Consider the following 22,436-nt stretch of genomic DNA (forward strand, 5'->3'; position numbering starts at 1 on the left):
GTCAAGGAAAAGAAGTAGCAATGATAAGTGAGTTCTTTTGGAATTGGTTGCGCCGTGTACTTGGAGACTTGTTCGCACGGTGCTTTGGGGACGAAGCGGGAGCAATCCCGCTGACTTACCCGATTTAGTTATCGTAAGCATTCAGGTGGTGGGGTTGACGTAAGGATTCAGGTAGGGGCTTGACAAAGTCCGGGATGGAGCTGGAGAATCATCTGAAGAATGTTTAGCTTCTCACTAACCCCAGACACAGCTGCTGTATAACCAGAAGTCCTACGGAAGAACTGGTGCAGCTGGTAGTGGAGCAAAAAAAACTGCGATTAGCAACAGCACTCAGTGATCGAAAGTCTGGTTGAAGAAATAGAAAGACTCAAACTCAGCCCTTGCCTAGACTCGAAAAACTCATCTAATCCACCATCAACGGACTTGCTCAAAAAGTCCGAAAAGAAGCAGGACTTGCAGGATTAATCTGAGAGTCCAGGCAAAAAGAAACCCGGAGGGCAGCCTGGACACAAAGGAAAGACCCGCTTTGGGTTTGGACGAGTAGACCGCGCTCGTTATACTTAGTCCCCAGCAATGCCCTTCCTGCGGTGGGAGTCTGATGGAAACCCCTTGCGTCAAAGTCGAAACTCAACAAGTAGCTCAGCTGGTGGAGCGACCCATAGAAATCGTAGAATATCAACGCCACTATTGTCAGTGTATTGAATGTGGGGTAAGAGCTACGGTACCGTGGCCTGATTCGCTCATCCCGGAGATGAAACCTTAGAATAGTGGAGCCTTACTAACAAACCTTTAACCCTATGCCGCATAACCTAACAACTTGCTTTGGCTCCACTATTCTTACGGTAACTTCTGACCCCTGGACTTGATTTGGGGGTGCGGTTGCAAGGATTACTGGGATGGCTGGGAAACTACGGACATCTGCCTTACTCCAAACAACTTCAGATGTTGTGGGAACTCGGTGGGATCAATATTGGAGTGGGAACGTTGGTGAACACCAACCAACGACTAGCATTAAGCTTGCCAAGGGAGCGTTGAGGCTCATTGAACCTGGGTGGCTGTTGAACAACCCCTACTGCACGTGGATGAAACGCCGTGGGCGGTCAAGGGCATTAAAGAAGCGATGCAGCGCCGCCAAAGGGGGTTTCCCCCACTCGCTATTGCATCAAGACATGGCTCTGGGTACTGAGCCATCCCGAGTTCTGTCTATAACATGGCTGGAGATACACCCTCGCGAGGGGAACTGATTAGCCAGTTGGGACAGACCTATGACGGGGTTCTGATTACGGATGATTACAGTGTCTACAATGGCTATTATCGGTCAATGATCAACAGAAGTGAAAGCGCCCATCTGCGCCGTCACTTTCTCAGGTTAATCAAACAACCATTACTTCACAACCGAGCGATTGGGGAAGCCAAAGTTGAACTGATTGATGAAGCATGCAGGCCGTTATCGTCTCTGGCAACAAACTGGAGATTCAACCGTAACCCATCAGTGGGTAAGAGAATTCAAAACGAAGATACAGACAACGGTTCAAACCTGGAGTTGTTGCTGCTGGGGCAGCAAGCGGGGAAACTCTTGCGCTCCCTCATTGAGATTGCCTCCCAATGGTGGTATTTTTTAGACCATCCCCAAGTCCCACCGGATAATAAAAAGCGCCGAAAGGTCTCTACGCTTGGCGGTAACTAGGCGTAAGGGAACGTGGTGGCTGAAGTTCCCTCCAACGATTCGAGCAGACCGCTAATTTACTACACGACCAGTCCAAACTTGTCGTTTTCAGGGACGTTCGGTGATGGATTTCTTTGAGCAAGCTCTCATGGCTGTTGCTGGTCACTTGCCCGAAGCTCCTTCCCAAATCCCTTCTCCCCACACCTGAATCCTTACCTTACAGGTCTACCTACTACGGGTCGATTGCACCGATGCGAGCCAACCTCTCAAAGCATTTCCTTTCCTTAAATGAAGGGCTACAGCAGTCGGTGGATCAGCTCAAATCAGAAGTAACAAATGTGCTGGTAAACCTGAAAAAGGGTCACTTGGGGAATCTAACCAAAGAGCGTGATGCCAAGTTTCTAGGGGTGATAACCGAGTTACTAGATAAGTATAACAATCAATTAGAGCTAGGGTTCCGAACCCTTTGGGAGTCTCAAGTTTCCTATGAAGGATTAATTCCTAGCAGGGGGACAACGAAGCTTGTAACATAGACATGGCTTGCTCTCTAGCCCGCTTACCTTTTTTATAATGCTTGACCCAACGGCGATTAATTTGCAAAAGTTCGTCTACAATTTTTTCGCATATTTGCCCTAAGCACAGCCAATGATACTGATGTTGACCAACATAAAAAGCACTATGTCGGCGACCATATTTCGATTTTGTTTCTGGTCGTACAACATATTTCTGTATTCCCATTTTCTTGATTACCCGTCCTTGAAGGGTTGCACTCGTATAGGCAATTGCTATTACAATAATCAACTTAGTCAGGGATTCGGCTCCCAGCTTGGAGCCTTCTAGACTGTAACCTCCTGATTTAAAATCTCGAAACATTTCTTCAATAGAAAATCGCTTTTTATAGGAGATGATAGCGGTATCTATATCCTCAAAAGTTGTCAGAATATACCACGGGTCTTTTGTCTTAAATTCTCGGTAATTTCGTTTCCATTTACAAGCTACATTAAAGGTTCCAAATCCTGTTTTTTTCGTTACCTGACGGTCATTAATAAACAATTTAATCCCTGGCTTTAAACCATAGTCCCGCAACTCTTGATAAACCTCATTTTCTGACAAAATTTTGGTGTCACATTTTTGCCGTAAACAAAAGTATACCTTACGTTCAGCCAGCCAGTTACCCAGTTTGGTAGAGCAAAATTCTCGGTCTCCCAGCACCACGACATCATAGGCTGATAGTAACTCTAGACTTTTACTCAATACTGCCTTTTGTTCGGATAAGTTACTATTTCCTTTTTTATCTAATGATGTCCAGTAAATTGGGAGCATCCCATTTTGGAAAACACATTACCAAAAGAAGGACATGGCAAGGGTTTCAGCCATATTAAATCAGACAACTCGCCAAAATGGGATGCTCCCAGTAAATTGGCCAGGCTCGATGATCATAAACTACACTCACCATCAAGATATTAATCACACTCCAACTTGTTCGATCAATAACCAGATAAATCCTATCTTTAGGGTTAAACATCTCCTCTAAAAGAGCTCTGATGCAGGGAAACCAGATAGTTTCAATAGTAAAGTTTTTGAGTCTCAACAATCGCCTTACTTTCCGACGACGGCTCTCTAATAAAATAGGTAAAGGTATCGATTCGGCTAAAACATCTAACTTCACCTGTTTGATCAATTGTAAACTAATTACCATCAAGTTTAGGAATAGATATGCTGTGTGACGCAGCTGATTTTGGAGAATTTTCTGGTATAGTTTAGCTATCATTTTTTTGAGATAGGTCAGGGCGACTACTTTTGACCTATCTTTTTTTATCTCTTTCTGCTGTATCGCTGACTACATAAGGCTTCCATGCCTCGTTGTCCCCCCGTCAGGATTAATTCTACACAGTATTCGACAGCATTTTGATGAAGAACTTGAACCTGATATGCTCACGAACAACACCCTGAGCAGTACAACTTCCGAGTCAGAAAAATCCCAAGTTGAAGAGTTTAATCAACAAGAAGTAAAAAATCGTCTAGAAGCGCTTCATCAGAAAGTGGTCATTAAATGTAAGCAAACCTTAGATCAGTGGTTAACTGAGCCAAGCCAAGTCAGATACTTCATCATCGGAGAGTTTTTTGATCGCATTCACTATGCCAAAGATATAGGAGACCAGTGGCGGACTTTTCTAAGAAAGGAAGAAATTCGCTCGAAAGTATGGCCTGAGTTCCAAAGGCTCAAAGAACATAAACAAATTCAGCAGGAGTGGCAAAATTTGCTCCAAAAAGCAATCAGCAGCAACACATTGGAATCTATGCAGTTTTTGAATTAACTTTGCGTAAGCTATCAGCCTGCTTAACTGACAAAAGTTGAAGTGGAAAGATCGAAAATTCAGAGTAGTCAGGGTGTGCATAAGGTTGACAAAAGTACAGAGGTGATGAGTTAAAATTAAAATACAGAAAAAACTATTGAGCAAGCAAACCCAAATGCAGATTAAGGTCGCAATACATCCAGCAGAAGAAGGTGGTTTTTGGGCAGAAGTACCCGCACTACCTGGCTGCATTACTGAGGGAGACACAATGGAAGAGGTTTTAGCAAATCTTCAAGATGCCATTGAAGGTTGGTTAGAAGTTGCCAGCAATTCCTATATTCCTGAACCAAACAGCAAAATTGTGGAAGTTACAGTATGAAATCTGTTTCTGGCAAAAAATTCTGTAAAATTGTTGAGAAAAAAGGATGGGTTTTGAGAAAAATTACAGGAAGCCATCATATTTATGAAAAGCCAGGAGCTCAAAAAATCCTATCCGTTCCAGTTCACAAAAATCAAGATTTGAAGAGAGGAACCCTAAAAGCATTGATGAAAATAGCAGAATTGGAAGAATCAGATCTCCAGTAACACCTCTGATCACAACCCCAACTTTTGCACCGCCAAGCGCTTCGTCTCCTCCCCCCGTCTATCATACTTGGCAGTGGTCACAGGAGACCCATGACCCGCCAACTTCTGAACCGTAACGATATCCACTCCCGCATCCAATAGATCACTACAAAACGTCCGAAGCTATGAGGTACAAAGGATTTTTTCCCTATTGCCTATTGCCTCTTGCCTATTGCCTCTTGCCTATTGCCTCTTGCCTATTGCCTCTTGCCTATTGCCTCTTGCCTTCCTAAAATTGTAGAAACCTACAATGTCTATTACCTGTATAGTATGCGGTCATATCAATACTGGCAGTAACAACTACTGCACTAGTTGTGGTGCGGCTCTTGAGTTTGAAGACACTGTTAGTTCATCAGCCTACCATTTGCCTGCTGGCACACTCCTAAGGCAGAGTCATTATCGGATAGAAAAAGTCCTAGGAGAAGGGGGATTTGGCATTACCTACCAAGGAATTTACCTACCTAACTCTGCCAAGGTTGCCATCAAAGAACTCTGGCCAGAAAAAGCAGCTAGGATTGGGAAAACCATTACTTGGCCCCCTTCTATTGCTCCGATTGACCGACAACGACAACTCCACAAATTTCAGTTAGAAGCCAGTTACTTACAAAAATGCCCCCACCCTAATATTGCTCAGGTTTATGATTGGTTTGAGGAGAATAATACTGCCTATTTAGTCATGGAGTTTATCTCTGGTAAGTCCTTATACAAAATCTTACAACAAGAAGGTGTTCTTTCGGAAGAGAAGCTCAAGGGCTATTTTATCCAAGTAGCAGAAGCGTTAAAAGTTGTTCACTCTAATCAACTATTACACAGAGATATTAAACCAGATAATATTCTAATTGATCACCAAGATCGAGCCGTATTGATTGATTTCGGTGCTACCAAAGAATTCATGGCCGGTCAAACCCGTGAAATGAGTGTAACCTTGTCACCAGGATACGCTCCTCTTGAGCAATACAGTTACCGGAGTAAGCGTTGGCCAGCTACGGACATCTATGCTCTATGTGCGTCAATGTATGAATTACTCACTGGTCAATTACCCGCTCAAGCTACGGAAAGGGCTGGATCAGAAACGTTAATTCCACCACGACAGTTAGCTGCTCAGATTACACCCCAAACTGAGCAGGTAATCTTAACTGGAATGAGAATGAAGGTAGAGGAGCGATTTCAGACAGCCGAGGAACTGATTGATGCCCTCAAAGGCAAGTTTGTTTCTCCCAGTCAAAGGAAAGCGTGGGGATTAGTTAAGCAAGGAAAGTTAGCAGAGGCGGTTCAAGCTTATCAACAGTGTCTAACTAATCAGCCCAACCATGGTGAAGCTGCGGTTGAACTAGCCCTAGTTCAGATCCATCTCAATGATGCTCAGGCTGAGGTAGCAGCACAAACAGCGATTCAACTACAACCAAATGATGGCAGGAGCTATGGGGTTTTAGGACTAGTCAACTGCCGTAAATCAAATTGGTCAACAGCGGTAAAACAGTTGCAAAAAGCAGCAGACTTAGCTCCCCAAGAGGTTTGGATACAAGCTAATCTAGCTTGGGCATGGGGAAAGCTTGGCAATTGGCAACAGGCAGAATCTGCTGTTTCCAAGGCACTGCAAATTGATAGTAACTGTACCTTTGCCCTAGGGTTACAAGCTTGGATTTATGTCAATCAACAGCAATGGAAACGAGCAATTCGTACTGCTACCCAGGCACTGTTCAAGTCAAAACAGGCTCAGTCTAGGGAATCCCAACAACTACAACAATGGATATATCCCTATTTAATCATTGCTTTGGAAAAGGCAGTTGTTACCAGACAGTCTAGGGACGTGGAGCGCCGGATTATAGAGTTTACCACTCAAGTCCCCGATAGTGCAGTTGCTTGGGGATTGAAAGGTTGGAAGCAAGCTGTGCAAGGGTTGTGGCCTGAGGCTCTTGCCAATTTTGAGCAAGCCAGCCAGAAAGCAGACGTTCCTAGCTGGGTATCCCTGAATCAAGGAATCACTCAGGAACACTTGCAGAATTCTCAGGGTGCTATCCAAACCTATCAAGCCTACATTCAGAAATTTCCATCTGATGCCTTTGCTTTATTCCGTCTAGGCACTTTACTAGGAAAAGTGGGACAATGGGCACAAGCACGCTCCTATCTGGAAAAAGCAGTGCAGTTAAAACCAGACTATGCTGAGGCTTACCACAACTTAGGTTGGGTTTTACTTAATATCAGAACTGTGGATGGTCAGGTTGAGAATTTTCGTCCCCTGTTGTCCGCCTATCGTCAAGCATCTGAGTTTTACCTGCAACAGTACCAATCGGAATTAGCTGGTGCAATTAGACAAGCCTTTCAAATAGCTGGGGTTGAGCTTTAGCTGAATTTCTGTAGCTTGAAGAACAATAGATAGCGTTTATCGCACTTATGATATAGTAGCGTTTATTGCATTTACGAGGTACGTTCTAAACCTCAAAGTCCCCCTTATTAAGGGGGACCAACGGGGGATCCATTTGTACCTCATGGGAGAGATAATTGCTATATCCCTCTTCTGTCACTTTCCGGTTTCTGCTATGATTAATAAATTCTAGAGCCAAGGTATACTCGGTGATATAGAGTGTTGCGATCGCATTTTGGTCAATTTCACACTCTCCAGAATTGCTACTCGGAAAAAATTACGCTATCGCTTGCCTGGCCTATACTCGGCAGACTCCGAAAAGGCAAGCCTTTTCGGAGAGTGACAGAACAGGGATATACACTATTCTTTGACTAGGGATCCCCCCTAACCCCCCTTAATAAGGGGGGGATATGATTCATGAAAATTGATAGATAAGATTAGATAATTTCTATACACGAGCGTAAAGAGTCTGTATCCATTCCCATTCTTGGGCTAAGCCTTGGGATAGGGATACCTGAGGTTGATAACTTAGCAAGGTTTTGGCCTTGGTAATGTCTGCTGCAGTGTGACGTGCATCTCCTTTGGCTTTTTCGATGTAGTTTTTCTTAATGGGATGTCCAACAATTTCTTCAATCGTGTCGAGAACATCCGCTAGCACCACTCGGCTACCACCACCAATGTTAAACACTTCCCCAACAGCAGCTGCTGTGGTACCTGCAGCCAGATTCGCGGCTATGATGTCTTTGATGAAGGTGAAGTCTCGGGTTTGCTTTCCGTCACCATATATGCTAATGGGTTCATCCGTGAGAATGGCTTTTAGGAATTTGTGAAATGCCATGTCTGGGCGCTGCCTCGGTCCATATACGGTGAAATAGCGTAAGGCAGTAACGGGTACACCAAAGTTATGGTAATACAGTAAGCATAGGTGTTCTGCTGCTAGCTTGGTTACCCCATAGGGGGAAACCGGTTGGGGAAGAATTGTTTCAGATGTCGGTAGGGCTTCCGCATTACCATAAACTGAAGAGCTGGAAGCATAGACTAATCGGGTCAGATGCTTGGCATCTTTGGCGGCTTCGAGTAGGATTTGGGTAGCGTTAATATTGCGCTCGGTATAATCCCGAAAACCATCCCCCCAACTGGCACGAACTCCAGCTTGTGCTGCCTGATGATAAACTACCTTTACATCCGTTAGGAGCGATCGCCAATCAAGGGTCTGAATATCACTTTCGATTAACTCAAAAGCGGGATGCTCTTTAAAATTTTCAATATTCCGGCGCTTGAGGTTGGGATCGTAGTAATCGTTAAATTGATCAATACCAATCACTCGCTCACCTTGATTCAAAAGGGTTTCTACTAGGTGAGAACCGACAAAACCCGCAGCACCCGTAACGATATTAAGAGCCATAAATTTAAGATTTCAAACTATTGCCTAAGCTTTAGTTAGACTAGTTGATATGTAGATGTATATTAAATCTAGTCTGGCATACTATTTTAAATAGTTACAAATTTTTTTTTGGTAAAAATGGATTCAATACTTTGGTAAGCTCATAGAATAAGATAGACTATTCACCACAGAGTGTACAAAAAACGTGAAGATTTTGGTAATCGGCAATGGGGGAAGGGAGTACGCCCTTGCTTGGAAGCTACTGCAATCTCAAAGTATTCAGCAGGTCATATGTGTTCCTGGTAATGGTGGCACCGCTACACTAAGAGGTTGCCAAAATCTTTTATTAAACGTTCAAGATTTTGAAGCAATTGCTGAGTTTGCTCTGGTTAACGATATATCTCTAGTGGTGGTTGGTCCAGAACTGCCACTGTCATTAGGTATTACAGACTATCTCCAAAGTAAAGATATCCCTGTGTTTGGTCCCACCCAGGAGGGAGCACAAATTGAGTCGAGTAAGTCTTGGGCAAAGGATTTGATGCAGTCGGCTGGTGTTCCTACCCCAAGTTTTGCTGTGTTTACGGAACCAGAACCAGCATTGGCTTATGTCAAAACCCAGGTAGCACCAATTGTGGTTAAAGCGGATGGCTTAGCAGCCGGTAAGGGAGTAACTGTTGCGGCTACGATAGACGAAGCCGAAACGGCTGTGGAGTCACTCTTTCAGAATGGGTTTGAGACGGTGGTCATTGAAGAGTGTGTCACCGGTCAAGAAGTTTCGGTTTTGGCTGTTACGGATGGCTTGACGGTTCGTCCCTTAGTACCAGCTCAAGACCATAAGCGAATTGGGGAAGGGGATACCGGTCCGAATACCGGAGGGATGGGAGCTTATGCTCCTGCACCGATTATTACCCCAGAGCTAAGCATACGGATTGAAAAGGAAATTCTTAATCCTACCCTTGAAGCTTTAAAGGTCAGAGGAATTGATTATCGAGGGGTTCTCTATGCAGGATTGATGATTACTCCAGAAGGAAACCCAACGGTTCTGGAATTTAATTGTCGCTTTGGGGATCCAGAAACTCAAGCTATCCTACCCTTGCTAGAAACTCCCCTAGATCAGGTGCTTCTGGCTTGTACCCAACAGCGACTGGCGGAATTACCAACTATTACCTGGAAACAAGGGGCTGCGGCTTGTGTGATTGCTGCCTCGAAAGGGTATCCGGGAGCTTACGAAAAGGGTAAGGTAATTACTGGTATTGAACAAGCTGAACAACATGGAGCAATAGTTTGCAGTGCTGGTACTACCCTGAAACAGAAGGAGCTAGTTACCAGTGGTGGTCGGGTTTTGGGGGTTACCGGCACCGGTAAAACAATAGCGCAAGCTTTATCAGTTGCTTATAGCGCTATGGATTGTATCCAGTTTGAAGGGATGTATTACCGTCGGGATATTGGTTATCGGGTTTTGCAGGATGAAGGCTGACTTGTATTGGTTGATTGTATGGGTTTTATTGATGCGATTAGCCCGAAGGGCTACGCTACGCGAACGCATTCGTAAGTTCTTGCTCCCATTGAGACCAGCAACAGGAGACCAGCAACAATCCCTCAACGGCTATTAATCATGGTCAACCCATTAAGGAATACTAATATCGCACACCACCCGAAAACCAATGTTGGCTTCGATATTGTCTGCCGGGATATAGCTGAAGCGGCAAGCCGAGCGGCATATCCCAGGAATGATATCCCAGGAACCACCGCGCAGAAGCCGGGAATGATGATCATACTCATTGATACTACTTAGCCAAGCACTACCATCAACGGGAGCGCTTAGGTAGTTTGGGTACCAATGGTCAGCACACCACTCCCAAACATTCCCATGCATGTCATACAAACCAAAGGAATTGGCTACACCAAAGCTACCTACACGAGTAGTTTGTTTTCGATATACCCCTTCTGGCTCAGAGCTGTATGTACAGTTGCCATCGTAATTGGCCACATTGGTAGTAATGGTTTCACCGAAGTGGAATGGCGTACTGGTACCAGCTCGACAGGCATATTCCCATTCCGCCTCACTCGGAAGCCGATAGTTTCGTCCAGTCAGCCTAGATAGTATAGCACAAAATTTCATCGCCTCATACCAAGATACCTTTTCCACTGGCAGAGTATCGCCTTTGAACTTAGAGGGCTGGGGGTTTAGGGAAGGGGAGACTTGGAATAAGGTTGCTACAGCCCGCCACTGGGCCTGGGTAACCGCAAACTTTCCCATGAAGAAGGGAGAGACTCTGACCCAATGCTGTGGACTTTCATCGTCGCTATGTCCCTTCTCAGTTTCTGGTGAACCCATGAGGAATCTTCCCCCAGGGATGTACACCATATCTAGCCCTACACCATTGCCTAAGTCTTCTGTGAAATATTGGGCTTGGTGACGGCGGCGCTTTTTAATTTCACTGTATTTATCTAGAGTTACCACATCGAAGTCAAAAGATTTTAGGGTGACTCCCTCGACTGCTGAGGGGTCGGAATTTTGGAATTGGTTAAAAAATCCAGCTACAGCTATTCCTAAACTGCCAAACCCCCCCACTTGACTTGATTGCGGTCTATTAACAGTAGAATCATCTGGTTTCTGGGATCGCCGTGGAGGATTAAGTTCGGAGTTGATTGCTTGTAACTTTTCCCAAAGAACCTGAGTATCCTTAGGACGTTGATAAACTCGCACCATCAAACTATCAAGAAAATCCGCTAACTCCGAAGAAATCTGTGGTGCATGGGATCGCCACATCAAGATATCATTGCCAGCATCATACAAATCTGAGGGTTCTTGCCCTGTCAGCAAATAAACAAATGTCCGTCCTAGAGCGTAGAAATCCGACTGGGGTACCGCTTGACCATGGATTTGTTCTAGGGGAGTATACCCAGGGGAAATCATACTGGTAACATTCCCAGCAGATTGTTTGAACATATAAGTGTCGGTAACTTGGCGCACTGTGCCAAAATCAATTAATACTAGTTGTCCATCTGGACGCAGGATAATATTAGAAGGTTTGATATCGCGATGGAAAAAGTTTTCCTGATGAACTGCTTGGAGAATATCAACGATTTGAAATAACCAATCCAAGGCTAATTTTTCATCAATGGGGCGATTTCCTCGCTTTTTTTGATACTCCTCTAAATTAAGCCCAGAGATTTTTTCCATGATCAAACAGTATAGGGGGGTTTGGTGGTTTCTGGGAAAGAAGGTGAAATTTTCCTCTCCTTTAGGAATACCTGGGTGATTGAGCTGAGTCAGAACTCTGGCTTCTTGCTCAAAAAGTTCCACAGCTTTCGGTTCATCGTTAATCAAAATTTTGAGAACCTTGGCAATTCCCTTGTGAGTCACCTCATAGATTCGTCCAAAGCCACCTTCTCCGAGTAACCGGCTGACCCGATAACGTCCCGCCAGCAATAACTCAGAACCGCAGCTTGAGCAGAATAGGTCCGTATCAGGGTTACCAGGCTGAGGACACTCAGGATTTATGCACAGGCTCATTGGGGTCAAAGATGGGTCGATCTACTTGAAAGTTTAGCTTTAAGTTTGTGAATTACAAGTGTGAAGTAGAAATGTGTTCGCGTAGCGTGGCCTAAGCGGTATCAATACAGCGCGATCGCACTCCCATCCAATTGGTGATGAACCCTATATATAAAAACAATAGCGATAGAGCTATCCTAGCAATGCTTTAGGTCTAGGATAGACAAGGAGTGATTGGGTGATGGGGAGAAATTAAGCTGTCAAGTATATACTAGACACTGAAGTTCTCAAAAAATCTTAATAAAGAAACTTCTAGCCACTGATACCAGCGGTATCGATGGTCTCAATCATAACGTTTATCGGAAAACATGAATCAAGGAATTGACCTCCAAAGCCGTTTTATTCAATCGCTGAGTGATCTAGGCATCCCCGCTGGTGCAGCCAAAGCCATTTGGATGCCATTACCCCTATTTCTGATGATTACCGTTGCCACCGTAGGGGTTTTGGTAGTGGTTTGGTTAGAACGAAAAATTTCTGCTGCTGCTCAACAGCGCATTGGTCCAGAATACGCTGGACCTCTAGGGGTACTCCAGCCTGTAGCAGATGGAATCAAACTCGTCTTCAAAGAAGATGTTATTCCAGCCAAATCGGACTCTTTATTATTCACCCTCGGACCAATCCTGGTTGTGCTGCCGGTATTTATCTCCTACCTGATTGTACCGTTTGGACAGAACTTGGTAATTACCAATGTCGGCACAGGCATATTCCTGTGGATTGCCCTGTCGAGCATTCAGCCGATTGGTCTGTTAATGTCTGGCTACGCCTCTAATAATAAGTATTCCTTACTCGGAGGCTTAAGAGCTGCAGCTCAGTCTATCAGTTACGAGATTCCTCTAGCATTAGCGGTGCTAGCTGTTGTCATGATGTCCAACAGCCTCAGCACCATTGACATCGTTGATCAGCAATCGGGATACGGCATTCTAGGTTGGAATGTCTGGCGTCAACCAGTGGGTTTCCTAATTTTTTGGATTTCGGCCTTGGCAGAATGCGAGCGACTCCCCTTTGACTTACCCGAAGCAGAAGAAGAACTGGTAGCTGGGTATCAGACAGAATACGCCGGGATGAAATTTGGTTTGTTCTATGTCGGTTCCTACGTCAATCTCGTGTTGTCAGCCTTGCTAGTAGCAGTGCTCTATCTGGGTGGGTGGGAATTCCCCATTCCTCTGGATAAGCTTGCGGGCTGGCTAGGGGTGAGTGAAACCAGTTCCTGGTTGCAGGTGATTACTGCCTCTTTAGGGATTACCATGACCCTGCTCAAGGCTTACTTCCTGATCTTTACAGCTATTCTGTTACGCTGGACACTGCCTCGGGTTCGGATTGACCAATTGCTTAACTTAGGCTGGAAGTTTCTACTACCAGTAGCTTTGGTAAATCTTCTATTAACTGCTGCTCTTAAATTGGCATTTCCAATTGCCTTTGGTGGTTAGTTATTAGTTATATCAAGTCCGTTTAATTTATAATTTTTGAGTAAAAAAAACAGGATAAATCCATACTCATAAGTATTAAAACGGACAGGATATAATTAGTAAAAAGTCCATAATTGAGAATTCATAAATCAGTACCACAATACTCAGCAATACAATCAAGACAAGAGAGAGACACTAAACTATTATTATGCTGAAGTTCCTCAAACAGGTTGGCGACTACGCTAAAGAAACTGTGCAGGCTGCTCGCTACATTGGTCAAGGGATATCGGTGACTTTTGATCACATGCAACGGCGTCCCATTACAGTACAATACCCTTACGAAAAACTAATCCCCTCTGAGCGCTATCGCGGTCGGATTCATTTTGAATTTGATAAGTGTATTTCCTGCGAAGTCTGTGTGCGGGTTTGTCCGATTAACTTGCCAGTGGTAGATTACGAGTTTGATAAAGCTACTAAGAAAAAAAATCTCAAGCACTACAGTATAGATTTCGGAGTTTGTATTTTCTGTGCTAACTGCATTGAATACTGCCCCACTAACTGTCTATCAGCGACGGAAGAGTATGAAATTTCTACCTACGACCGTCATGAGTTGAACTATGATAATGTAGCCCTGGGACGCCTCCCCTATAAAGTTACCCAAGACCCGATGGTAACTCCTCTACGGGAATTGGCTTATCTACCGAAGGGGGTTATGGATCCTCATGATTTGCCAGCAGGTTCTAAACGGGCTGGTATGCGCCCAGAGGAAATTCTCGAGCAAATGGAATCAAAGGAAGAAGACGTTAAGAGTTAGTTGTTAGTCATTGGTCTTTTCAAGGTTTAAGATTAACGGTTAACGGTTAAAAGTTGAAGGTTTAAGGTTAACTATCAAATAGTTAACTAGTGACTGTGACCAATGACTTATCACTAACAACGATTAGGCAAAAATAAATCACGAGGAGATAAGTTAAGCATGAATCTAGCGGAAGGGGTTCAGTTAATTTCTGTTGCCATACTATCGGTGATCATGATTGGGGCGGCTTTAGGGGTTGTCCTTCTTTCCAACATTGTATACTCAGCGTTTTTACTGGCTGGTGTTTTCATCGGTATTTCTGGATTGTATATTCTGCTAAATGCTGACTTTGTAGCAGCAGCACAGATATTAATCTATGTTGGGGCGGTCAATGTCCTAATTTTATTTGCCATCATGTTGGTGAATAAGCGAGAGGATTTTCAACCAATGACTAAGCGCTGGGTGCGCACTGGATCCACTGCTATAGTGTGTATTGGTTTGTTTGCGCTTCTGAGTACAATGGTTTTGGTAACGCCATGGTCCGTCGAAACTGAGCCAGCTATGGTTGTTACTAATACTGCTGTGGAGATTGGTCAGCATTTTTTCAGTGACTTTTTATTGCCGTTTGAGCTAGCTTCTGTACTTTTGTTAATGGCAATGGTAGGGGCAATTATCATAGCTCGTCGGGATTATATTCCTGAGGAATTGGTTTCTAGAGATCAGGAAATTGCTACAGCTTTGACCTTGCCTGAGCGTCCTCGGGAACTTGCTTCTGTGCCAGGGGATTCTAAATAAGACAACAGTTTAGTATTTGTTAGTGTTTGGTTGACGGTTGACAGTCAACGCTCAATGGTAAACAACCAACCACTAATTACCCATTGAAAAACTACTCTTCCCTACATAAAACATCATAATTTATGGAACTTCAACTCCAATACTTTTTACTACTTGCTGCTGCTTTGTTCTGCATCGGTATTTATGGTCTAGTAACTAGCCGCAATGCCGTGCGAGTGCTGATGTCTATTGAACTAATGCTGAATGCGGTCAACCTTAATTTAATGGGGTTTTCTAATTTTATGGACTCAGCCGGGATTAAGGGTCAAGTGTTTACCGTGTTTGTAATTACGGTAGCAGCTGCAGAAGCAGCGGTAGGTTTAGCTATTGTGCTGTCGATATATCGTAATCGGGATACGGTGGATATGGAACAATTTAATCTGCTGAAGTGGTAGATTCACCAAAAGCTAAATAGAATATGGCGTTGCTCAATTGTGGCATGATTGAGGGTAACTGGTAACTGGTAACTGGTAACTGGTAACTGACACTGATTTAGGGGGGCTTGGGTAGATTCCTACTCCCTACTCCGTTCGCGTTTGGCCGTAGGCAAGTAAGCGCAGCTTACGGCCTTAGCTCCCTACTCCCTAAGCTCGACTCCTAGTAAGTACCTCAACTAATTGAAATTAATTGAGAACTGCTATCAAAGATGCAAGTCTGGTGTTAATATTTCGGTGAACTCATAGAAACTACTTATGGTACCCCTAAGAGACGAAAACCCAATCACAATCACGCCATATATTACTATACTTCTGATTGCTATCAATATTTTAGTCTTTATCTATGAACTTAGCTTAAATCAACTAGAACTCGACACGTTTTTTAGGCTTTATGCTGTGGTACCTAAGGAGTTAACTGCCAGCTTCGAGGGTTTTCCTGTGGGCCAGCCTGTGCCAGAACCCTTGACTCTGATCACATCCCAATTTCTCCATGCTGGCTTTCTTCATGTTGGCTCCAATATGTTATTTTTGTGGATTTTTGGTAACAACATTGAAGAAAAACTTGGGGGGATAAGGTTCTTAATTTTTTATCTCACTTGTGGGGCTTTAGCCGCGTTAGCCCAATGGTTTTTTTCAGCTCTATCTCCTATCCCTGCTTTAGGAGCTAGTGGAGCAATTGCTGGAGTGATGGGTGCCTATATTCTAAGGTTTCCTAATGCTAAAATCCTGACTCTAGTGCCCCTATTTTTCATATTTTTCGTAGCTAGGATACCAGCTGTATTTTATCTAGGGTTTTGGTTTCTACAGCAAGCGTTTAATGGCATAGCTAGTCTGGGAGCCCAGGCTCAAGTGGGAATGGAGGGGGGAGGAATTGCTTACTGGGCTCATGCTGGTGGATTTGTGTTCGGAGCTATCCTTGGTCCAATTTTAGGTTTATTTGATGATTAGTCATTGGTGGGGAGGCGTAAGCATTCAGCGGTCAGCAGTCAGCAGTCAGCAGTCAGCGGTCAGCGGTCAGCAGTCAGCAGTCAGCTTTCCGTAACACAGATTAAACAAATGCTTACCGGTTTTATTCACTGGTTTTATTCAAAAGCTGTTATCGTAGGTTGCCCATAGCCCATAAGCTAAATGCTGATCGCTAATGGCACCTCAAGTACCGTGGCACAGGCCACAAGCGCTGTGATGTAGCCCATAAGCTGATAGCTGATAGCTGAATACTTATGGGGACGCTGTTAATTTTTTTACCAAGATTGTCAAATATGTGTTGAAAATAACATATTTTAGAATAAAATGTAGAATCTGGGGATAAAATACATTACCCCTGTCTTGGATTCCAGGTAAGAAGCCTTTTCTAAATGAGCGCGAGAACACTGTTTGACAAAGTTTGGGATTTACATAGTGTTGGCACGTTGCCTTCGGGTCAGACTCAACTATTTATTGGTTTACACTTAATTCATGAGGTTACTAGTCCCCAAGCCTTTGCGATGCTGCGGGAACGGGGATTGAAGGTGCTGTTTCCGGAACGAACTGTGGCAACGGTAGACCATATTGTTCCGACGGAAAACCAAGGTCGTCCGTTTGCTGATGTCTTGGCAGAGGAGATGATGCAAGCGTTGGAAAACAGTAGTAAGGAGTTTGGGATTCGATTTTATAATATCGGCTCTGGGAATCAGGGCATTGTCCATGTGATTGCTCCGGAACAGGGATTGACTCAGCCAGGCATGACGGTGGCTTGCGGGGATTCCCATACTTCGACTCATGGTGCGTTTGGTGCGATCGCATTTGGAATTGGTACCTCTCAAGTGCGTGATGTCTTAGCTTCCCAAACCTTGGCATTGTCTAAGCTTAAGGTTCGCAAAATTGAGGTGAATGGTAGTTTACCCCCAGGGGTTTACCCGAAAGATGTGATCTTACACATCATCCGTAAGTTGGGGGTCAAAGGTGGCGTTGGCTATGCCTATGAATATGCTGGTACTACCTTTGAGCAGATGTCGATGGAAGGACGGATGACTGTGTGTAATATGTCCATCGAGGGGGGCGCTCGGTGTGGCTATATTAACCCGGATCAGGTAACCTTTGACTATCTTAAGGGGAAAGATTTTGCTCCCAAGGACGCAGATTGGGATCAGGCCGTGGCTTGGTGGAACAGTATCCGGTCCGATGATGATGCCGTGTATGATGATGTGGTTAAATTTGAAGCGGCAGACATTGCGCCTACAGTGACCTGGGGAATTACACCAGGTCAAGGAATTGCGGTTAATGAAACTATTCCGATACCGGAGAGTTTGCCAGAAACGGAAAGAGCGATCGCACAACAAGCCTATGAGTACATGCAGCTAACTCCAGGCACAGAGATTCAAGGCACAAAGGTGGATGTGTGTTTTATCGGTAGCTGCACCAATGGTAGACTGACTGACCTGCGAGAAGCTGCTAAATTTGCTCAAGGTCATCATGTGGCTGAGGGAGTCAAAGCCTTTGTGGTTCCAGGTTCGGAACGGGTCAAGCAAGAAGCGGAAGCAGAAGGACTCGATCAAGTCTTTGTGGAGGCTGGGTTTGAGTGGCGAGAGCCCGGATGCTCAATGTGTTTGGCAATGAATCCGGACAAACTCCAAGGGAGTCAGATTAGTGCTTCCTCTTCTAACCGTAATTTTAAAGGTCGTCAGGGGTCTTCCACAGGACGGACATTATTGATGAGTCCAGCAATGGTTGTAGCCGCAGCGGTTAAAGGGGCAGTGGCTGATGTTCGGGAGTTGATGGTATAGGAGCAGGTCTGATGAGTAGTGAAGTAAAGATGATTACCGGAACAGGAATTCCTGTAGTAGGGAATGATATCGACACCGACCGGATTATCCCAGCTCGATTTTTGCGCTGTGTGACCTTTGATGGTCTCGGACAACAGGTTTTTGTTGATGACCGCGCTCAAGCTAACGGACAACATCCCTTTGACCAACCCCAGTATCAAGGTGCAACAGTTTTAGTAGTAAATGGGAACTTTGGCTGTGGGTCTTCACGGGAACATGCCCCTCAAGCGATCGCGAGATGGGGGATTCAAGGAATTGTCGGAGAGAGTTTTGCCGAAATCTTTTTTGGTAACTGCTTGGCGATGGGGCTTCCCTGTGTGACCGCTGATTCGGAAACCGTGAAGCAATTACAGACAAGCCTCCATGAGAATCCTGAAATCCCGATGACCTTGGATTTGGAAGAGATGCAAGTCTATTGTGGTGAGTTGCAGGCTTCTGTGTTTATGGAGGATGGACCAAGAAACATGCTGCTGACTGGAACTTGGGATACTTGTGGACAACTGGTTGCTCAAGTAGAAGCGATTCGGGCGACAACCGCTAGGTTGCCTTATATGGATTGGGGAGTTGTTTCTTAAGCAAAGGGAACAGGGAATAGGGAACAGGGAACAGGCAGTAGGGAGTATGGAATATGGCATCAAAAATTATCACAATTCATCTAGGATTCCTATAGAAACAATAATTAGCGTTTTTGACATTACCCAAAATCCTTCTATGTCTTGATGCAGCGCTAGTTGATTAACTCTTGCCTGTTGCCTGTTGCCTTTGCTTTAAATAGATTGGGTTAAAGGTTTTAGGTTGAATAATGAAAGAAAGCTTGAGGCTAGCTGCGGTTTTGTATATACTCACGTGTTGTGTGGCTTCTGGTTTAGAATCTCAAGCTACTGTTGAGTCCGAATCTGGTCAACTAGGCGATAAACGATTAATTACTAGCAAATTAATTACTAGCACTATATCCGAATCATTAAAGGATAGGGCTGAGTCACTGATGATAGCCCAATTTCCCCCACCAGAAATTAGTGACCCAGCCGAGAAAAAGCGTTTCGAGCAGGTGATGGAGTATGCGATCGCAAACCACTTGTCTGAGCGTCCGCTCCCAGAGATCATGCAAGCGATCGCACAGCAATTTCTGGGCGCAAGCTACAAAGCTCACTTATTAGACCAATCCAGCCAAGAAACCCTAGTTATCACTCTCAATGAATTTGACTGCGTCCTGTTTGTCGAAACAATTCTAGCCCTAGCGCGAGGGATAGCCCTAAAAGATTATTCTCAGCAGACCTTTGTCAATCACCTTCGTGACCAGCGTTATGGGAATGGTAATCTAAATGGCTATTGCAGCCGATTACACTATTTCTCTCAATGGATTGATGACAATCAGAGAAGGGGCACAGTTAAAAACATAGCGCTAAAGTTAGGAGGAGTATCCCGCCAGAAAACCCTCAACTACATGAGTAAACACAGGGGTAAGTACCCATCTTTGGCCAGGGATGAGGCCAATTACCAGTGTATTGTAGCCATGGAAGCTAATCTCAAGCAGACAACTATTAATTTCATTCCCCATGATCAGATTAGGAAAGCCTACAATCAACTGCAACCAGGGGATATCATTGGCATTGCTACTACTATTCCTGGTATAGATGTCACCCACACTGGCTTAGTCTATCGTACTGCTGAGGGGAATATGGGTTTTATTCATGCATCACCTGCTGGTAGAGTCACCATTGCCCGTGATTTACAACGGTATGCCAGACATGTTAGACATTCCCTCGGGATTGTAGTGGCTCGACCCATTAATCCAGCAATTCCAAGCACTGACAATATCCTCCATTAACAAGCGTCGAGAAAACCAGAACTTACCCAGTAAATCTACCTTTAGCTTGCCTTAATAACTCACCCTACTACCTATATTTGATGCCCATTTTTGCGTAAGTCCTGGCGAATAGGCTCTCAGTCGTGATTACTGGTAGGAATACCTTGCTGCTACCGATTGGGTCAGGCTCTTTGTGTAGTAGATTCAAGCTATAGTCTGTTTATTCAGCGGGAACCCTAACATCTCCCGTTGTTCCAAATAGAGTTGAGCCACTCGCCTTGCTAGATTGCGAATTCTACCGATATAACGAGTGCGCTCAGTCACTGAAATCACACCCCTAGCGTCCAGTAAGTTGAAAGTGTGAGAACACTTCAGAACGTAGTCTAGTGTAGGCATAACGAGTCCTCGTGTGCTTAGTTGTTCTGCCTCTTGCTCATAAAGACCAAATAGCGTGAACAGTAAATCTGGGTTAGAGGATTCAAAATTATAAGTACATTGTTCAACTTCTCCCTGAAGGTGAACATCTCCATAGCTAATTTGGTCATTCCACTGGATTTTAGTAAAGGCCTCTACTTCCTGGAGATACATAGCTAATCGTTCCAAACCATAGGTGATCTCAATGGGTACAGGACGACAATCAATGCCACCACACTGTTGGAAGTAGGTAAATTGGGTAATTTCCATGCCATCTAACCAGACTTCCCAGCCAACTCCCCAAGCCCCCAGGGTAGGAGATTCCCAATTGTCTTCAACAAAGCGAATGTCATGGTCTTCAGGGCAAATACCTAAAGCTTTGAGGGAATCTAGGTAAATGTCTTGAATATTATTCAGTGACGGCTTGATCAGTACTTGGTATTGGTAGTAGTGCTGGTAGCGATTCGGGTTTTCGCCGTAGCGTCCATCGGTGGGTCTTCGGCATGGTTCAACATAAGCAACTGACCAGGGTTCTGGACCAATAGCTCTCAAGAATGTATGAGGACTCATGGTCCCTGCTCCTTTCTCGGTATCGTAGGACTGGGCAATCAAGCAACCATGTTTTGCCCAGAATTGATTCAATGTTGCAATTACTGATTGAAAATTCACTTACACCTCCAGTGTTTGTTGACACTCCCCGTCTTGAAAGAACGGGGATTCTTAGATCAACGAGCTGCCTTAAACCACTACGTTTCAATCTTTGACGCCGTCAAAAATTGAGCAATACCTAAACCAAAAACCCGTCAAGACAAAGACTTCAGTTTAGTTCATAGTAGACCCAGCGGGCAATTCTCCTTAAGCGTTTGGCTACTTATTAGGAGTGCATGTGCATAGTCTGTTTCCTCCCTTTTCACCCGGTTCCGGTGTGCCCCACCGTACCATGTTTTTTTTTAAAGTGTGATTCTGCTAGGTTTACACACCGATTGTTAGTCGATAGTTGGGTTTTTAAGGAGGACTTTCCCTACCCTCCGAGCATTACTACTTTCAGGTCGGTAAGTTACGGGTCTCTCTCCCGGCTCAGCCTGCGGTTTCTCAGCCTGTACTCATTTTTCCAGTTTATCTACTCCTACTTGATGTATCAAGTACTTTAGACATCTCCAAAAATTAACCTCAAACCCTTGTAAGGTCTGGCTCAAGCCGATTTTATGGAGATGTCTTTTTGAGAAATTACAATGACTGCGACGCTTTCTCGCTACTCACTTTCATCCCCGGTCTTTAGACGCGGGGCTTTCAGTGTTGGGTTTTATAGTAAACGCACCTTGTAAGCCCCGTGGAAACCACGCCAGTTGCTAATGGGTTAAACCCTATAATAAACCCATGTTTTCCCTAACAGCACCCTGCATCCCTATAGTTTATTCTGGCGCACATGCCTTGTCAGAGCGAGGTTAGTAAGTTGTTCAACAATGGATTTCATGGTGGCAGTGCAAAGGGCTCTTCATTAATGTTGCCTCTGAATGGGAACAGCCACTACTTACCGATTAATCCTGGACAGTTACCGTAAATCCAGGTTAATTTCCCGTTTCACTCAGGAGCATCGGAGCTGTTATCCCAATACGCACTTACAGCCACGATCGACAGACAAGCCCGTCACCAGGTATGTATCTAAAGATATACAGGAATTACCCAAATAATTCTCCCGACTCCCAGGGCGTGCGCTTATACTCGTCTAATTAAATTGGTCACGGGTCGCAGCGCTCCCGACTCCCGACTCCCGACCCAAATCTAAAGAACCCACCCCTGTGACCTGAGAGCTTCCCCCTCTTCCCCTGATCAGAACCTGGGAAACGGATTGAAAAATTTTTTAATCCCACAACCCTTGCCATATCTAGGCTTCAAGGATTTATCCCAAAAAAAGTTTCGGGTTTAGGTTGACAAACGCTTTTTTACCCTTTACATTAGTAAATGGCGATGAGGAAAGCCAAGCGCACCGCACCGCCCCGAACCAAGAAAAATCTATAGTTTGAGAGCCAATATACGGTCGCTACTCGT

Annotated in this window: 21 protein-coding genes; 16 read left to right on the forward strand and 5 right to left on the reverse strand. The window is 44.6% G+C overall.

Annotated elements, in window-relative coordinates; translation table 11 throughout:
- The first annotated feature begins 896 nt into the window (after window positions 1–896).
- The 3 genes from F6K53_RS31470 to F6K53_RS31480 all read left to right on the forward strand — a co-directional run bounded on the left by F6K53_RS31470 (window position 897) and on the right by F6K53_RS31480 (window position 2,199).
- Window positions 897–1,244 (forward strand): hypothetical protein, encoded by a 348-nt coding sequence (locus tag F6K53_RS31470; RefSeq protein ID WP_293083409.1) that lies wholly within the window; start codon window positions 897–899, stop codon window positions 1,242–1,244.
- Window positions 1,211–1,687 carry a transposase gene (locus F6K53_RS31475; RefSeq protein ID WP_293083412.1) on the forward strand — a complete coding sequence of 159 codons (477 nt, stop codon included), beginning with the start codon at window positions 1,211–1,213 and terminating at the stop codon, window positions 1,685–1,687. The genes F6K53_RS31470 and F6K53_RS31475 overlap by 34 nt, the downstream gene beginning before the upstream one ends.
- Before the next feature lie 230 nt (window positions 1,688–1,917).
- A complete protein-coding gene (locus tag F6K53_RS31480) occupies window positions 1,918–2,199 on the forward strand; it encodes a hypothetical protein (RefSeq protein ID WP_293083415.1) in 282 nt (93 codons plus the stop codon).
- Here F6K53_RS31480 and F6K53_RS31485 read toward each other — a convergent pair.
- Both F6K53_RS31485 and F6K53_RS31490 read right to left on the reverse strand, forming a co-directional pair.
- Window positions 2,168–2,989, reverse strand: coding sequence for an IS4 family transposase (locus tag F6K53_RS31485; protein WP_293019338.1), 822 nt, complete (start codon window positions 2,987–2,989; stop codon window positions 2,168–2,170). The genes F6K53_RS31480 and F6K53_RS31485 overlap by 32 nt on opposite strands.
- A gap of 55 nt (window positions 2,990–3,044) precedes the next feature.
- Window positions 3,045–3,437: a hypothetical protein gene (locus F6K53_RS31490; RefSeq protein ID WP_293019337.1), complete on the reverse strand. Its 393-nt coding sequence runs from the start codon at window positions 3,435–3,437 to the stop codon at window positions 3,045–3,047.
- A 160-nt stretch (window positions 3,438–3,597) separates the two neighbouring features.
- Between F6K53_RS31490 and F6K53_RS31495 the strand changes: the two genes are divergently transcribed.
- The 4 genes from F6K53_RS31495 (at window position 3,598) to F6K53_RS31510 (ending at window position 6,934) form a co-directional block, all read left to right on the forward strand.
- Window positions 3,598–3,984 (forward strand): hypothetical protein, encoded by a 387-nt coding sequence (locus tag F6K53_RS31495; protein ID WP_293019335.1) that lies wholly within the window; start codon window positions 3,598–3,600, stop codon window positions 3,982–3,984.
- Between the two features lie 154 nt (window positions 3,985–4,138).
- Window positions 4,139–4,342: a type II toxin-antitoxin system HicB family antitoxin gene (locus tag F6K53_RS31500; protein WP_008182203.1), complete on the forward strand. Its 204-nt coding sequence runs from the start codon at window positions 4,139–4,141 to the stop codon at window positions 4,340–4,342.
- Complete coding sequence (locus F6K53_RS31505; RefSeq protein ID WP_293019333.1) at window positions 4,339–4,548, forward strand: type II toxin-antitoxin system HicA family toxin; 210 nt, start codon at window positions 4,339–4,341, stop codon at window positions 4,546–4,548. Before F6K53_RS31500 ends, F6K53_RS31505 begins: the two co-directional genes overlap by 4 nt.
- A 289-nt stretch (window positions 4,549–4,837) precedes the next feature.
- Window positions 4,838–6,934 (forward strand): serine/threonine-protein kinase, encoded by a 2,097-nt coding sequence (locus F6K53_RS31510; protein WP_293019331.1) that lies wholly within the window; start codon window positions 4,838–4,840, stop codon window positions 6,932–6,934.
- 466 nt (window positions 6,935–7,400) lie between these two features.
- Here F6K53_RS31510 and F6K53_RS31515 read toward each other — a convergent pair whose 3' ends face one another.
- Complete coding sequence (locus tag F6K53_RS31515; protein ID WP_293083419.1) at window positions 7,401–8,357, reverse strand: NAD-dependent epimerase/dehydratase family protein; 957 nt, start codon at window positions 8,355–8,357, stop codon at window positions 7,401–7,403.
- Between the two features lie 184 nt (window positions 8,358–8,541).
- On the opposite strand from F6K53_RS31515, the gene purD reads away from it, so the two are divergent.
- Entirely contained in the window at window positions 8,542–9,813 is a 1,272-nt protein-coding gene (purD, locus tag F6K53_RS31520) for a phosphoribosylamine--glycine ligase (RefSeq protein ID WP_293019326.1), read from the forward strand.
- 150 nt (window positions 9,814–9,963) lie between these two features.
- Here purD and F6K53_RS31525 read toward each other — a convergent pair whose 3' ends face one another.
- The gene (locus F6K53_RS31525; RefSeq protein WP_293019323.1) at window positions 9,964–11,856 is read right to left on the reverse strand and encodes a bifunctional serine/threonine-protein kinase/formylglycine-generating enzyme family protein; all 1,893 of its coding nucleotides are present in this window, start codon (window positions 11,854–11,856) and stop codon (window positions 9,964–9,966) included.
- Between the two features lie 347 nt (window positions 11,857–12,203).
- On the opposite strand from F6K53_RS31525, the gene nuoH reads away from it, so the two are divergent.
- The 8 genes from nuoH (at window position 12,204) to F6K53_RS31565 (ending at window position 19,994) form a co-directional block, all read left to right on the forward strand.
- Window positions 12,204–13,322, forward strand: a complete 1,119-nt coding sequence (nuoH, locus tag F6K53_RS31530) for an NADH-quinone oxidoreductase subunit NuoH (RefSeq protein WP_293019321.1) — start codon at window positions 12,204–12,206, stop codon at window positions 13,320–13,322.
- 190 nt (window positions 13,323–13,512) lie between these two features.
- On the forward strand, window positions 13,513–14,115 hold the full coding sequence (gene ndhI / locus F6K53_RS31535; RefSeq protein WP_293045028.1) for an NAD(P)H-quinone oxidoreductase subunit I: 603 nt from the start codon (window positions 13,513–13,515) through the stop codon (window positions 14,113–14,115).
- 159 nt (window positions 14,116–14,274) lie between these two features.
- The gene (locus tag F6K53_RS31540) at window positions 14,275–14,889 is read left to right on the forward strand and encodes an NADH-quinone oxidoreductase subunit J (protein WP_293019320.1); all 615 of its coding nucleotides are present in this window, start codon (window positions 14,275–14,277) and stop codon (window positions 14,887–14,889) included.
- Window positions 14,890–15,011: 122 nt separating this feature from the next.
- A complete protein-coding gene (gene nuoK / locus F6K53_RS31545; protein ID WP_008185025.1) occupies window positions 15,012–15,323 on the forward strand; it encodes an NADH-quinone oxidoreductase subunit NuoK in 312 nt (103 codons plus the stop codon).
- Window positions 15,324–15,620: 297 nt separating this feature from the next.
- The gene (locus tag F6K53_RS31550) at window positions 15,621–16,313 is read left to right on the forward strand and encodes a rhomboid family intramembrane serine protease (protein ID WP_293071543.1); all 693 of its coding nucleotides are present in this window, start codon (window positions 15,621–15,623) and stop codon (window positions 16,311–16,313) included.
- Between the two features lie 407 nt (window positions 16,314–16,720).
- Window positions 16,721–18,127, forward strand: a complete 1,407-nt coding sequence (leuC, locus tag F6K53_RS31555; RefSeq protein WP_293071544.1) for a 3-isopropylmalate dehydratase large subunit — start codon at window positions 16,721–16,723, stop codon at window positions 18,125–18,127.
- Between the two features lie 11 nt (window positions 18,128–18,138).
- Complete coding sequence (gene leuD, locus F6K53_RS31560) at window positions 18,139–18,741, forward strand: 3-isopropylmalate dehydratase small subunit (RefSeq protein ID WP_293019315.1); 603 nt, start codon at window positions 18,139–18,141, stop codon at window positions 18,739–18,741.
- Window positions 18,742–18,968: 227 nt separating this feature from the next.
- Window positions 18,969–19,994 carry an N-acetylmuramoyl-L-alanine amidase-like domain-containing protein gene (locus tag F6K53_RS31565; protein WP_293019313.1) on the forward strand — a complete coding sequence of 342 codons (1,026 nt, stop codon included), beginning with the start codon at window positions 18,969–18,971 and terminating at the stop codon, window positions 19,992–19,994.
- Window positions 19,995–20,177: 183 nt separating this feature from the next.
- On the opposite strand, the gene glyQ is transcribed toward F6K53_RS31565, so the two are convergent.
- Window positions 20,178–21,056 carry a glycine--tRNA ligase subunit alpha gene (gene glyQ / locus F6K53_RS31570; RefSeq protein WP_293019311.1) on the reverse strand — a complete coding sequence of 293 codons (879 nt, stop codon included), beginning with the start codon at window positions 21,054–21,056 and terminating at the stop codon, window positions 20,178–20,180.
- Window positions 21,057–22,436 lie beyond the last annotated feature (1,380 nt).

The sequence above is a fragment of the Moorena sp. SIO4A1 genome (assembly GCF_010672065.1).
Taxonomy (GTDB): domain Bacteria; phylum Cyanobacteriota; class Cyanobacteriia; order Cyanobacteriales; family Coleofasciculaceae; genus Moorena.